Annotated in this window: 7 protein-coding genes and 1 pseudogene; 3 read left to right on the top strand and 5 right to left on the bottom strand. The window is 53.5% G+C overall.

Features of this window, described 5'->3' with window-relative positions:
• Positions 1-223: 223 nt before the first annotated feature.
• The gene (locus ACR0BT_RS14485; protein ID WP_480763464.1) at positions 224-1,048 is read right to left on the bottom strand and encodes a hypothetical protein; all 825 of its coding nucleotides are present in this window, start codon (positions 1,046-1,048) and stop codon (positions 224-226) included.
• A 506-nt stretch (positions 1,049-1,554) separates the two neighbouring features.
• On the opposite strand from ACR0BT_RS14485, the gene ACR0BT_RS14480 reads away from it, so the two are divergent.
• From ACR0BT_RS14480 to ACR0BT_RS14470, 3 genes and pseudogenes are all read left to right on the top strand, one after another.
• On the top strand, positions 1,555-3,087 hold the full coding sequence (locus ACR0BT_RS14480; protein ID WP_480763463.1) for an RNA-directed DNA polymerase: 1,533 nt from the start codon (positions 1,555-1,557) through the stop codon (positions 3,085-3,087).
• Between the two features lie 76 nt (positions 3,088-3,163).
• Positions 3,164-4,759 carry a hypothetical protein gene (locus ACR0BT_RS14475; protein WP_480763462.1) on the top strand — a complete coding sequence of 532 codons (1,596 nt, stop codon included), beginning with the start codon at positions 3,164-3,166 and terminating at the stop codon, positions 4,757-4,759.
• 302 nt (positions 4,760-5,061) lie between these two features.
• A pseudogene (locus tag ACR0BT_RS14470) lies at positions 5,062-5,277 on the top strand (hypothetical protein); the annotation flags it as partial.
• 84 nt (positions 5,278-5,361) lie between these two features.
• Here the strand turns inward: ACR0BT_RS14470 and ACR0BT_RS14465 are convergent.
• The 4 genes from ACR0BT_RS14465 to ACR0BT_RS14450 all read right to left on the bottom strand — a co-directional run bounded on the left by ACR0BT_RS14465 (position 5,362) and on the right by ACR0BT_RS14450 (position 14,838).
• On the bottom strand, positions 5,362-7,092 hold the full coding sequence (locus ACR0BT_RS14465) for a UvrD-helicase domain-containing protein (RefSeq protein WP_480763461.1): 1,731 nt from the start codon (positions 7,090-7,092) through the stop codon (positions 5,362-5,364).
• A 3-nt stretch (positions 7,093-7,095) separates the two neighbouring features.
• Positions 7,096-7,773, bottom strand: coding sequence for a toprim domain-containing protein (locus ACR0BT_RS14460; protein ID WP_480763460.1), 678 nt, complete (start codon positions 7,771-7,773; stop codon positions 7,096-7,098).
• Positions 7,727-8,995 carry an ATP-dependent nuclease gene (locus ACR0BT_RS14455; RefSeq protein WP_480763489.1) on the bottom strand — a complete coding sequence of 423 codons (1,269 nt, stop codon included), beginning with the start codon at positions 8,993-8,995 and terminating at the stop codon, positions 7,727-7,729. The genes ACR0BT_RS14460 and ACR0BT_RS14455 overlap by 47 nt, the downstream gene beginning before the upstream one ends.
• A 230-nt stretch (positions 8,996-9,225) precedes the next feature.
• On the bottom strand, positions 9,226-14,838 hold the full coding sequence (locus tag ACR0BT_RS14450) for a RecQ family ATP-dependent DNA helicase (protein WP_480763459.1): 5,613 nt from the start codon (positions 14,836-14,838) through the stop codon (positions 9,226-9,228).
• Between the last annotated feature and the right edge of the window lie 22 nt (positions 14,839-14,860).

Raw genomic sequence — 14,860 nt, 5'->3', positions numbered from 1 at the left:
GCAAGCATCTGATATCACGCTTTTCTCAATGTAGTTTTGATTTTCATGCAGAAGGGACACGCTCACCCAGTAGGCGACCCGTCTAACTTTAGTCTGTATTTTGGATTGGCTTAATTGAACGATGAGGTATCCGAGGCCCCGTTTGCGTCATTCTTGTTGCCCGAACCAACGAGGGCCCCGTTGAGCTCGCTCCCGAAGGTGGATTTAGACAGAAACGTTAATCTTAAAATTGCTTGCCTTGACTTGGTTCTGGCTGGCGCTCTTCCCATCGGCGCCCCGCATTAGCCATAGCCTCGAAAGCCCTGATGGCTTCACCCGGGAAATCCTTTCTGACAATGGCTCGTGGGGTGTGCTCCATACCACCAAGATCAACCAACCTCTGCCAAGTCTCCTTGTATCGAAGCTTCATCCGGCTGTGTCCTATAAAGGTTTTAACGAGAACACCTCGCGCCTCTTTAGGTCCTCCCTTTACCTTGCTTACTGGAAGCACTGTCCCGCAACAAATCAGCCCCGTCTCTACCGGCACCATGAAAGCACCCTTATGATGGGATTTATTCGCAACCCCTCCCCAGCTCAAAGCCTTGCCGGCGACCGCCATGAGATCCCTCGGAGTTCGGACCCTTGCGTCTTGGATCATTCGTGCAACGGCGTGCATAGAAATCGCCCCAACACTCCCGCCTTGGTCAACCTCCAACCCGCTGACGCCCCCAAAGTAGGCTACGCGGTTAAGCCGCCTGAGTTGAATGGTGTCTACGGATACATTCAACATTTTCTGGGATTGTGCAAATATACCCGGACAAAGATGCATCACCCTCAATGTTGAAAAATCCGGTGTAGCTACTTTGTCGAACACTAAAGGTCCATAAGCTGCCAAAAGTTTCTGACAGCTCTTTTTTCGCATAGCCTTCGAATTTGTCCCGGCTGTCATTACAGGCTTTCCAAACCCCTTCTTTGTAATCGCCGCAATATCATTGAAAAGTTCCTTGGCGAGACCATCCGCCAGGCTGTCATCGATTTTGTCGGGCAATATCTCGCTTTTTATAGGCATGTTGCACTCAGATCTGTGAATTTTCTTTGTTTTCCGCCATATTGGAGGATCCCTCAAGACCCAAAGAGATCATCTCCACAACCGCAGGGGCACCGCATGGCAGCTGACCGATCATCACCATCGTCGCGGCAAAGATAGTCATGGCGCGATGGAATTGGAGCAGGTGGGGTGTCTCCCTCAACGATGACAAGCCGTCGCTTGGGGCCATGCCGCTGCCATAGTGATCGGAGCCAGAATCTAAAGGTCGTGCTGCATCCTTTTGGCTAAAGGACGCGTGTTCACGACAAGAAAACGAAAACGATTTTTTGCGGGGTGCAACTACGGGCGTGCCACAGCAGCCATTGTGAGTTGTTCGGGATTACGGATTGAACCTTGGGTCAAGCCCAATTTGAATCTTAGGATGTTAAGGCGTTGACGTCGTCACAAGTGCATGCTCTTCAGCTTCAAAGGTTGTTTGAGGGGCGGATCGCTCCCCGTATAGATGATTTCGAGGTTCGGGAATTCAAATGTTGGACAAAGCATCTGTTGATTGGGCGATTGATTTCATTGCTGAACACTCTGATGGTGACCTTTTTCCTCAAGTGGTTGAAATTAATGCCATAAAATCTGAGAGGGATCGCCTTTCTACCGCCATCGCTGGAAAGGACTTGAACCAGTTTCCGATTGGAACCTCGAGAAGATTTATCGTTCCCAAAGATGAAATTTCCTACCGACAAGCAACTCAGCTTGATCCGCAGGACTCGCTTATTCTATCCGCAATAATGCACCAGTTTGGTTCAGGTGTGGAGCAGCGAAGGAAGCCTTCCAATAAAGTATTCAGTTATCGTTTCTCTCCGACTGCTGAGCATGGCCTTTACGCCAGCCAATCGGGTTGGAATGATTTTTGGGCTAACGTTTCTCGCAAAGCCGCATCTTCTTCGGTAATTCTTTATTGCGACATCGCTGACTTTTACAATCAGATCTATCATCACACGGTCGAAAACCAGCTGATGGACTCTGGGTTTCCCAACCAAGCAACAAAGTGGGTAATCAGCCTTCTTGAATCTACGACAGCTGGCGTATCGAGGGGAATACCCGTGGGTCCACATGCGGCGCACCTGATTGCGGAAGCAACGCTCATTCCCATTGACAATAGTTTGGAAGTCCAAGGGGTGGATTTCCTAAGGTATGCCGACGATATTCTTGTTTTTTGTTCGTCGCAGGATGACGCAAGAGATGCACTTGCAAAAGTTGCTCGCACTCTTGATCAGCAGCAACGCCTGACCCTTCAGAGACACAAGACACGGTTTCTTTCACCAGAAGAAACGGATTCTTTGTGCCGGCAAATGGTCGAAGATAGACCAATCAACAAGAATGAGAAGGATCTACTTAGCGTTGTAGGTCGGTATTCATCAGGAAACCCATATAAGATGATTTCCTTTAGCTCGATTAAGGCAGTTGATTGGGCGAAAATCAGTGACGCCAGAATAGACACTATTATTGATGAGTATCTCAATCAAAATCCCGTAGATTTCATTCGGCTGCGCTGGTTTTTCAGGAGGCTCGCTCAAGTTGGGCACCCTGGCGCAATTCAAAAGGTTATAGCGCGCATTCACGACCTGAACCCGTGCCTCGCCGGAATTTGTGCATATCTGTCGAGTGTTCAGGATCTTGGAGTAGAAGATTGGAGAGAACTTGGGGGAGACTTGATACGTTTGCTTCAGGATAAGTCTCTATCAAGTAACGAATATTTTAGACTATCAGTGCTGAGCCTATTCTCGAGAAATGCTACTTTGAACCACATCCCCCAAATTATTCACTTTTTCTCGTCAGGTGATCCTTACGTTAGGAGGGAAGTAATCCTATCAGCAATGGCATCAGGAGCGACGGATTGGCTTCGTGAGCGCAAGGAGGAGTTTTCTTTGATGGATCCGTGGCAACAAAGAGCATTCATCTACGCGTGCTCAAAGTTTCCGCCTGATGAGCGTAAATACTTCCTTGGAAGGTTTCCGCAACAACGAGCTTTCGACGCGGCATTGCTTAGATGGGCAAGGCGCTGACTTCAGCTATGCGAAAAATTCACTGGCTTTAGGCATCGTGGAACGCAAAACCCAAATACTATAGCGAGCAAGCGGCATGAGCTTAGATGGATTTCTGACATTTTTTGGCTTGGTCATAGCCGCATATGCGGTTTTGGATCCGTTGTCGCGTCTAAAGCTGCGCCTGAATGCTCCAATAGCACTCGTTCTTTCTGTGGTTTTTGTCACGATAATCCTCGGGTTCCAGTTCATTCTCCCTATTCTCAGCATTCTGCCAGAAGACGTTGCAGTGTGGATAGTTAGCTTCGGGTTTGGGCAGCCAAGTGATCTTATGAGCAATGAAAAAGTTTCTTTTCTCCTGACTGCGCTTTGGGGTGTCTCCATACTCACATTTTTCTATCTAAGCCGACCGTCTGGAAATAAAGTCCGACGTCTCCTGCCGCTTACAAATATGCTTTATGATGAGAGGAGATACTTGGAGCTCATTAGAGTTCTGTATCCATATATTCCACTGCTCGGCAAATACCATAATCGAACAAATACATTGCAAAAGTTGTATGACTGGATGGTGCGTGTTAGCTCGAATCCGCTACCACTGGCGTTGCAGGGAAGCACAGATGGCAAGAGAGCACCTCGGTTCATTCGACCGATACTGAAGTTGGCGGCGAAAGGTCTCCCGAAATTTTCTAAGAGAACAATCGCTACACGTTTCATAGTAGAAACCGTAGCAAAGTCGCAGCACGTCAGACGCGAGCTCCAAATGCATACGCCTGAGTTCGCTGTCGAGTTCTATCGGACATTTCAGACCAGCACCTTCGAGGAGTTCGATCGGTTCGTGATGGAAAGTATGCAGAATCCAGAGAGCTTCTTACGTGAAGATCTCCGCGCCACCATCAATATTCAGGGTGAAACATACGCGCTGGACCCAGAGAGAGTTACCGTACTCAACTTTGTTGGTGACACCGACTTTGCGTTACGGTCAGGAGTTTGGAGGCCAGTAGGGGAAGCTGCCCTTAAAGCCATTCGGGAGGATAATAATTATGTCAGCTCCCTTTCCGAAGCTCCTCCGTTCGAAGATGAAGACCTATTCGACGATGTTACTTACTCTGCGATCCACTTTTTTGATATCTTGATTACTCGTGCTGCGACGAAGGAGGTCCAAGACAACTTTTGGCTGATGTATGTTGCGATCTTCGTCGAAAAGATCCTCCCTGTTCATGACCCATCTCGAGCGCCAGCACACTATGAAGGAGAGTTTCCGACTTTAGGGACCCGGATCGTTTGGGAAGCACAACATCGGCTTCAAAACTGGGTCGAGCTTTCTTGGAGGCTTTCTGAGGGAAATGTTCATAGAACCCCTTGCAACGTTGAAGAAGCCAAAGACGTTTGCGCGATCCCATACTGGGCAGCGCATTCTCTTTGCCGCGCGGTTAGGGAAATTATTCTTAGTGACAATGTTACCGAGAGTTTCAAGGTCGAAAGCTTAGGGAGCTTCGTCCGAACCGCAGCTCAAATCCCCAGATCCGGAAATTCTTCCTATTTAAGAGAATTCTTGGCGCTCGGTATTCTTGACGGCCCCTTTGATATACCGTTTGAGGACTTATCTCCTGAACTCAAGAAGCTACTGCCGCAAACAGATCACGCTTATCTCAGCAAGTTTCCTGAACTTAAGACAGCGATTAAAGTGAGATGAAAACCAATTAGCCCTCACCCGTACCTCTTTCGCACCGGAACAGAGCTTTGCAACCCTACGAATGGCTTCTTCGGCAACTGGAGAGCCCAGTGCGGCGAAGAAATTGACAAATTTGCGCCGGGAACGGGCCATGCAGGTCATTTCGCGGGTCTTTCTTTTTCCGAACGATCCGCTCACTTCGTCGGCGATAGCTCGCGCTAAGGACCAGAACATTTCCATTTCAAAATCGTCGTCTAAAAAAGAAGTCGGCGTCAGACGTAGTACTGAGCAACCTAACAATCATTGCCAGACAAGATCAGGACTTGGGGTCTACTTTCTACGACATTACGGACCCAGAACACCGAGAGGAATTAGTCAAAAAAGTTGCTGGAAGCTACGACCTATTAATTCTGGACGACTTCACCACACTGACCAATGGTCTGGACGACGAGAATGATGCGCCCGCTTTCAAAAAGGTTCAGGACTTGTTTCTGGAATTGAAGCGGGATGGAGTGTCGACGGTACTGGTCCATCACGCCAACAAGGGGGGTAAGCGGTCGTTCGCTGCAGTCGCGACCCAACCAACGAATTGCGAAGAAGATTGCGCGTCAAGCCGCCGACTATCAATCAATCAGGGGACTGGCTGTTCGGGGGCGCACAATCAGGACAAAGCTTCGCGCCCGGGTAATTCCGACGCGCAAAAGCCGCCGCGATGGCGCAAAGTCGGGCGCTTCGTGCTCGAGGAGGAAGGGGCTGGAATACATGCCTTCAATCATTACGACGCCGTCAAACTCTTTCCCCTTGGATTTGTGCATAGTCATGAGTGAGACACCCTTGGGATCACTCTCAAGACCGATCAGCTTCTCCTGATCGAGCACGCTGCGGATCAAGCGCGCCGCTCCATCATAGGTCGCCCGCTCTACCCAGCGACCAGACAGCGCTGTCGCCAGTGTATCGGACGCGCGGAACAGTCTCACCATCCGCGCATCCTGAAAGATCGTTTTCAGATCACCATGAGCTTGGAACGCCGTTCGGACGGCCTTCCAGTCTCTGACCGGATCGCCTGTCAGAGCGGGGATCGTCGATAGCGCATTCTCGAAGGTCTTCGGCGAGCCTGGCGTTAGCGCCTTGTCCTCTGCGACCCTGGCTTTCGATTTCCCAAAGCGCGCCGCCTTTTTGCCTGCTGCCTTCGCGCCGCGCCCACCATAGCGTTCGCAGAAATCCTTCTTTATGAGGAAATACTCTTCGATCTTGGCGTGCATGGCCTCGCGTGCAGCAGGCGTGCCCACAGAGATGAATTCGAGCGCAGCCGCCATCGCGACGCCCGCCGACGCTGACAGTTCTTGGTCCCAGACAGTGTCGTGCGGGATCGGCTGCAGGTCCTTGCCATTGTAGGTGTGTGGGAACTCGAGAATGTCAGAGATTTCTGCGACCAGATCATTGCTTCGTGTAAGGACGGCGACGGTCGGATCAGCGATCCCACGCTTACGCAGGGTGCCAAGTGTCACCGCCACGGCGAAGTGAACCGTTGCCGGGAATTGGTTTTTGTAGTTGTAGGGCAGCCACTTCACGTCTTCGCTCTTGGGCAGCGGACCTTTGCCTCTCAGCACGCAATCGGCAATCGAGAGGATATCACTATCGGCGCTGCGGTAATTGTCGTCCCGCAGATCGACTTCGAGCAGATCGACGGCGTCTTTCAGGATATCCAGCCTATCCGCGCGAACACCGGGCCGGAACGTGCCTTCGAATATCCGTTGTTCCGTATCAGCCAGAAACAGAGTTTGGGTCACGGCGCTGAGTTGCTGTACAAATCGCCATTGGTCGTCATCCGAATCCTGAAATTCATCAAGGATCACCAACGGAAAAAGCCGTCCCATCCATGAGCGCAAATGCGTGCTGCCCTCAAAGAGCTCCGACGTCGCGTCTGCGAAGAGGTCGAAGCAGACTATGCCGTCTTCACCCTTTAGCCGCTTGCTTTCCACCGCCCAATCCCCGTCGAACTGCGTGCGCCGGGTGCCTTCCTCGGACGGGGCCATCATTTTAAGAGGCCGTCCGCCCAGCAAGCGTCCGTGGCAATGCAGGATATCCCAGCAGAAGGAATGATAGGTGCGAACATCGATGCGCTTCATTTCTTCTTTGGTTAGAATTTCACGGCAGCGTTTCAGGATTTGCTGCACAGCGGCACGGGAAAAGCTCAAGAACAAGATGCTTTGGCCGGGCGCGAGCGCGTCCAGAATACCCTTGCACTTGAGTAGCGCGAGAGTCGTCTTACCCGAACCCGGCCCGCCAATGACCAACGCGTGACCTTTTTCGTCTATGACTGCTTGGCGTTTTTCACAGATCGTAAAAGCCATGATCTAAAGTATGTCCTCGACATCGCCATCGTTATCGAGCGGATCAGGGTCATTCGGTCCGTCTTCACCGTCGCCTGCATCGTCGGTATCGTCCAGGTTGGGCAAGGCCATGTCGGCGGCGACGGTCTCCAGAAAGGTCTTCACCGTGTCGGGCATCTCGTCCAGCGTCTCGCATTGCTCAATCAGCATTGCCGCAAAGCCCGAGCCCTTCTTAGCCTTGAGGACCTGCCTGGACAGCGCGATCACGTCATCCTCGCTTTCGCCGCCTTTCAGATACCCCTTATCGGTCGGATAGTCGGGATGGTCTTTGGCCTGCTCTAAAAAACGCCGATGGACCGCAGGCGATACTTCGGCGGCCAGCAAATCTTCTGTGCCCTTATAAGCGCTCTGGAAATTGTGGTGGTAGGTATCCAGCTTCGCCGCCTGGTCCGCAGTCCAGGCCTTATTGGGCTGATCGTGAAACGCGAAGGTCGTCTTTTTCATTGCCCCGAAAAACGGCCCCCACTTGGGAACATCGGACTGTGTACCTGCGTCGAAGACACTAATCCCAATCAAGTCCAGCGGCGCGTAAGCGTCTGATTTATCAAGAGCTTCATACATGTAGCTCGCCGCCGCCAGCATCTTGGCTTCTGTATCACCTTCCGCGACAATCACGCCGCGCGCTAACACGGCTTCCGCCAATTGCCTTCGATTGGTGCGCAGCGCGCTGTGTTTGATGACTCCCGCCGGAATGCTGTCCGATGACAGCGCCCCTGCTGTGCGAGATATGGACCGCAGATTCGCCATATCGAACTCTTCGATCACATAGGGCGAATGGGAGGTGATGATGGCCTGTCCCATGTTCTTCAGGAGGTATTTCGCGATCCTGCGCATGGGGCGGCAAGGCGATCTCAGGTTCCTCCATCGCAAAAATGATGGCGCGGTTGCCTCGCAAGTCTGCGATATGGGTCAGCAAGGCAAAGACCAGCGCGTTTACCGCGCCCGTGCCAAGCCTGTTGAAAGGCACGGCATGGTTGCTATCTTGGCTCTTCAGGAAGAGCTGGACAACCTCCCGCAGATTCTCGCGGGTCAGGTCAGAGGCATAAAAGCCCGTCGCGTCCTTGTCTGCCGACAGACCGACGAAGCGCGCCATGCGATCCTTGATCTGCGTCTGAATGCCAGCGAGCTGGGGAATGTCGCCAATCGGCGGGTCGAGAGCACGGAGTTGCTTCACCGTGCTTTCCCACATCGACTCCTTCCCAGTGTCGCCGAGCCGCAAAATCGTGTCCAGCAGTGAGCCGCGCTCAAGGCTCAGGGCGCGGCGTCCGGTCCGCAGCGTGCGCAAATAGATGAACCCGCATTGGATTTTCCACTCGCGGGGGAAGAAGCTCAGCCCCGCGAACGGCCTGCCATAGTGTTCATCGTCTTCGCCCAGCTCTTCGACAGGGTGTGCAAAATAGGTAGCCCCGACAAAGTCATCTTCCTTGCGGTCATAGTAGCCGATGAAGGTCAGGGGCAAGGCGCGCACGACATCTTCGCCGTCAGCGTCCTCCGGCACTGCGCCGTCTTCATCGACGAACCCGCCTTTGATGTCGCTCCATGGGCGCGTCTTTGAAAACAGCTTTTTCTCCATCTCTTCGGGAAGATGCAGCAGCACAACATCAAGCTTGATGTAAATCGGGTTGCCATCGTCATCGAGATATCGGCCGGCGTGAAAGTCATGCTCATTGACGATGGGACGGCGATAGGCGCGCTCTGGCCCGAGAACCAGCTCCAGCGCTTCACAGATTGTAGACTTGCCCGCACTATTGCCGCCTACAAGAAGTGTGTGGCCTTGGAAATCAACTGATCCTTTATTCACACCCCTAAAATTCTCGATCGACAGGTGCCGGACAAGAAGCGGCTTACGTTCTTCTTCTTTCAACAACAAAAAATCCTATTCAAGTTACAGGGCCACCCTCAAGAGGAGTAAACGAGCTCGCTGCTCCTGCAAAACAGTGCTTCACCACTACCTTCGATTGTCACCTATAGCTTACAGGCGTCCTCGCCATACATAAGAATCCCGACTGCTGCGCCGCCGCATTTGCATGTCATGTGAAAGGGAGCTTAGGGCCGTCTGCACATGATCGAAACGCCCCATATTGACCCAACTCATCAATCTTCAATCAGCGAAAAATCGTCGCCATCGCCCGATTTTCTTTTACGGTTCTTTGCTTTCATGGTTCGTCTTGGGCCTTTGGGAACGTAATTGTCGTTTAACGCTTTCTCGACCAACCATGTGGCAGGGTGATCAGGGAAACCTTCGCCATAGTGGCGGATCAGATCAATATATTTGAACCCAAGCGCAGATATCTTTCCGATCTCCTCGCCGGTTGAGGCGTTTTTGACCACAAGGCCGCCGCCCTTGGCCGCCAGCGCAATATCTTTATCTTTCAACGCTGCCGAAAGCTCATCCCAGGCGCGTGTGTCGTCAATAGATTTGCGGATGAGCGTTTTGAGGTCGAGTTTTGGCGGAATATCAATCTCCTGTGGTTTTGGAACCGAGATATCCAATGCCTTTGCGGAAGGGTCGGTCGTTTGTCGATGTGGATTGTCCCTGACACGGTCCGTCTGATCTTCCTCTCGGGCTGTTGGTGTCGGCTGCGTATGCGAGGCTTCGGCATTCTCATGCCGGAAGATCAACTCTGGTAGTATGGTCTCCCAACTATCGCGCCTATGGTAGTGGGCGTACTCTTCTCCACTATCGATCTTGCGCCAGTTAATGATGGCCCCGATCTGGCCAGAGGCAAATACATGCCCGAGGGGTGGCTTCCACGATTTGGCCATACGTCCGACAACACGTTTTTGGGCGTCCAACAAAACCCAATGAGGTTGTTGAAACACAAGGGAAAGAGTGTCCCCTACATTCGCTGAGCGCACGGCGTTGTGCACTTCATTTGCATCCCTTTGGCGACCGGCGAATGACAAATCTACAATATCGAGCGCAGGCATCTGGTATTTTGTTGCGGGCAATGAGGTTTCGTCGAGATCGGGCGTCACATGCCTGATCAGAACTGAATCTGAACCCGTTTTCAGAAAGGGGTGCGCTCCGGATGTCAGCACTGTGAGGCTTTGCTGTGCGCGGGTCATTGCCACATAGAATAGGCGACGAGGGGCTTCGTTATCCTCCTCTTTCGAGACCCGGGTCCAGCCGCCGTTTAGAATTGCGACATGGTCAAATTCAAGGCCTTTGGCCCTGTGCGCCGTCAGCAACAGCAGTCCACGTTGCTCACCGCGTGTATCCCGGGACCAGTCCGCGATCCATTCAATGATATCAGGTACCGGCATAGTCTTGGTGCCCAACTCCCGGGCCAGTTCCGCCACACCTTCTGCCAGCAAATCCACCCATTTGTTGCGAGGCTGAACATTCAGGACCGTAAGGATGTCCTGAATACCCAGAAGCGCGCCTTGTTTCTCGCGCAACCCGGACACCAGACGTTGGGTTTCTCTAAGACGCCAAACATTTGGAAGGTCTTCGTTGGCCATATCCACGCGCAACCCCAGTGCTTCGGCATAGGTCCGAACTGCATCGAGTGATTTCCAGTCTCGGGAAATCACAGCAACGCGGGACCAGTTCCAATTGGGGTCCAGGCGAGAAAGGCGTATCAGCTCGTCGATTGCTGCTGCAGATTGCGGCATAGCGCCAGGTGGGGCGTCCAGTAACTGCACTCGGCCATGGGCGACGGAATCCTTCCCCTCCAGACGTCCGCCGCTGGGTTGAGAGAGCCGCGCCTGGTTGATCGTGATTTGGTGATCCATTTTCATGCGTTCAGGCGCTCTGGATATGACCTGATTGGCGGCCTCGACAATATGTGCTGTTGACCGATAGTTTTCGATCAGAAAAGATGGTCTGGCCTTATAGTCATCTTCAAATCTGCGGATGAAATCGACAGAAGCCCCGTTGAAGGCATAGATATTCTGGTCATCGTCGCCCACGGCAAACAGGCTAAGTTTAAGCTCAGCATCTTCCATAGACCGACCTGCCACGGCGGAAATGAGCGCGTATTCCTCCGGGCCAATATCCTGGTACTCATCCACCAATATCCAGCGAAACCCCTGGATCAGGCTCTCGCGCTGCGCCTCTGCTTCGGCTTTTGTCAGGCCTTCGGGGTTGAGCTGGCGCACTGCCTCCATGATGACATTGTCGAAGTCTTCTGTTGCGGCCTGAACCCCCGCAAAACTGGCGCCAACCAGCTTCATCGCAAGTGAATGGCAAGTCGAGATCGTGACCCCAGCCGCATCATCGCCCACCAGCGCTCGCAAACGAACACGGATTTCGGCAGCAGCATGTCGATTATAGGCCAGTACCAGAATACCGCGCGGGTCCTCGCGCTTCATCCGTAATAGATAAGCGATCCGGTGCACCAAAACACGGGTCTTCCCCGATCCGGGACCGGCCAATACCAAAACATTGGTCTGGTCCCGATCGTCCGCGACAATGTCCTGTTGGACCTTGTTGCCGAGGTCTTCGACAATGGCGGTCCAGGACTTGCTGGTTGTCTGTCGCCTGACCTCACGAGCCATGCCCGGCATCCAACGTTTCATGAACTGCTCTTTGTTGAGCAGGAAGTAATCCTCCGATAGGCGTTCGGCGTCTGTGATCTTCTCGAGACCGGTTTCCGCGTAAGTTGCCATGACATGGGTCTGAAGCGTCTGTTCGGCGTAATGCTCTTCCAGAGGAAGGAAGTCCGATTGCGTGAACTGACCACCTTGGGGATTGAGGAATACGGTCATGGCGGGGCGGAATACGGTCAACCCTTTCCCCAGTGTCAACACGCCCTGTTCATGCATCCAAAGCAGGGAGCGTTCCAACAGTTTGGTCATATCGCGCAGACCGCTGGATTTCAGAACGGCATCCTGCATGAGCTGCGCCAGAAGGTCACCCACGGTGGTTTCGACCTGCAGGTCTTTGCCGCGTGCGCCTTTGTCGAGTCTACCCGTCAGAAACTTCAAAAGAATCCCGGCCGCTTGCCACCGGATCTCAGCAGTCTGGGCAATGACTTCCCACGATCTTATCCGCGTCACGTTTAGAGTGTTCCGGCTGATCTTGCGCAACCGGATATTGCCGGTGCCTCCATCCTGCCCCTTGCCATCCCGCGCTATGCTCCGGATCAGTTTGTCGATGACATCGGGGCGGGCATCGGCGTGGTCCTGATTGCGCAGATGCTGGCAGGTTTCCTGCAGGTTCAGCGGTATCGGAGTCTCTTTGTCCGCATCCGGTGCCAGCTCTCGCATCGACGCGATCAAATCCCGTTCCAGATTTGCGGCCTCTGTGAGGCGCCCAGAGGAAGACTGCGCCACACCCACGTGGATGAAGAGCGTCATTGCAACGTCGTTGCGCGCGATGCCAAAGCTTTCGAGATTGGCCATCGCTTTGGTCAGTGCGCCGGGTGTCAAACCGCTGACGCCGCAGAGCTGATCGGTTGAGACCCCTTCATCCGCCGGGGCCAAAATCAGATGCTGCACGATGGCCAGCAATTGTTTGCGATGCGCTTGAGTGATCTCCGCATCCGCAAGCCGTTGTTTCGCTTCGTCCAGTGTGCGGACTGTTAGCGAAGAAGGGAAAATACGAACACGGTTCTCTTCTCGCGAAACAAGTGTTGCTTCTTCAAGCCAAGATACGGCCGTCTTGACTCGTGTGTCATCAGTCGCGCTGTCCCGTTCAAATTCTTGATCCTTTTCGAACCGGACAATCTCACCCGCAGTGGCGACGATCTTGCCAGTTTTGCGTGTGCGCTCGTCGATCCGGCGTAGGGCTTTCAGAATGGCTCCGATTTCATGCCGTGCCAAACGCGAACCCGCTGACAACCTGAACTGGCGTTCTACATCATCCCCCGCGTACAGAAGCACGCAATCGGCGATTTCCCGGTCGCGTCCGGCGCGCCCAGCCTCCTGCAGGTAGTTTTCCAAGGACCCTGGGATGTCTGCATGCACTACCAGCCGGATGTCGGGTTTGTCGATGCCCATGCCAAAAGCGTTGGTGGCTGCGATCACCCGCAGGTCTCCGACCCGGAACCGTTCCTGAACGTCGTGTTTGTCATCGGACCCAAGTCCAGCATGGAAATGTGCCGCGTCCATACCTTGTGATTTCAGAAATTCGGCAACGCGCTCGGTCTCTTTACGTGTCGCACAATAGATCACGGCACCGGATCGGCCCTCAGATGGCAGCAGCTCTTCGATCACGTTCAGGACATCGGTCAGTTTGCTGTTCTTAGTCGTACGCCTGACATCAAATGTCAGGTTTTTCCGCGATGCTCCACCATCAAGGCAGAGCAGCTCGACCCCGGCGCGAGACTGGAAATGCTCGACGATATCGGCGACGACCTCTGGTTTGGCGGTGGCCGTGAGGCAGAGGATTGGGACAGGCGGTTGATCGCCCGAGAACTCTTTGATGAACCGTCCCAGATATCTGTAATCCGGTCTGAAATCATGACCCCATTTCGACACGCAGTGAGCCTCGTCAATAGCCCACAGGCCAACTTCGCGCTGAGCCAGTACCGACCGGATTGATGTACTACGCAATTGCTCTGGCGAGATGATCAAAATGCCCGCATCCCCCATGCGAACCTTGTCCAGGGCGTCTTGTCGCTCGGGCATGGACATCTGACCATTCACAGTCACGGAACAGGAAATGCCTACGCGCTCCATGCCCTGAACCTGATCTGCCATCAGCGCGACCAGCGGGGAAATGACCACGGTCAACGCCCCGATTTTGTCGAACCGCGACAAAGCGGGCACCTGATAACACACGGACTTTCCAGTGCCTGTTGGCAGGATGCCGAGCAGGCTTGTTCCGGACATGGCCTCGTCGACAATGCGTTCCTGCAGAGGGCGACCATTTGGGTCCACAGGCTGTGGGCGGAAACTGTCGAACCCGAACCACCTGTTCAGCGCACGGACCGGGTCATTCTGTTCTGCACACCACAAGCAGGCGGGATCTTTGCAGGACGTATCCCTGAGATGCCGGACAATCAGAGATGCCTCACGAAACTGCGCCCGGACCCATGGCGGCATGACCGAGTCCCCGCCGGCTACGGTGATCCACGATAGCGCATAGGCCATAGGCCATCCGTTTCGGGGATTGCTAAGCCGTCCCAGAGTCTGTTCGACCCGTTTGCCACAAGCCCGACCGTCCAGCATCCGACGGATGGCGGCAACGGCTTCATCCTGCGGCGGGCAATTGGCTTTTCGTAGGTACTTAAAAACCGCATCGAACCCTTCCGATTGTTCCGTCCGAGTGGTCAGGAAGTGATAGGCTACAAGCGCATCCGGTTCGCTTTCGTCAAGGTTTTGAAAGGCATCAATCTGATTGGCCAACACCTCAAAGACAAGCCGGGCGTCAAGCTCCGGATCATTTATGTGCCCTGCAGCCAAACGCCCGTCCTGGTAGTGTTTGACCAAGTGGTGGTAGGGATTGCGTGGGAAAGCCAGCGGGTTCAGCCACAATGTATCAATCGGTGCCTGCATGATCTGGTCCAGTCGTGGTCTGGCAGCAATAAGGTGCTCTATATCGTGTTGCAGGAAATTGTGGCCAATCGGATGTGCGACTCCGGAGATAGCCTCTTCCAAAAGGTCGAGATCTCTCTCCAGAACGCTGGATCCCGACTTCAAAGCCGGTTGCTCATCGTTTCGAACGGCGGCAAAGGCAAATACCTTGGCGGTTTTGGGATCCACCTCCAGATCGATGGACAGACATTTGGAAAGTAACTCGGTATGTCGACCGTTCATTTGTGATGCGCAACTGTTCATA

The organism is Ruegeria sp. CJ6, assembly GCF_056536665.1.
This window is presented reverse-complemented; position numbering and strand designations above follow the sequence as displayed.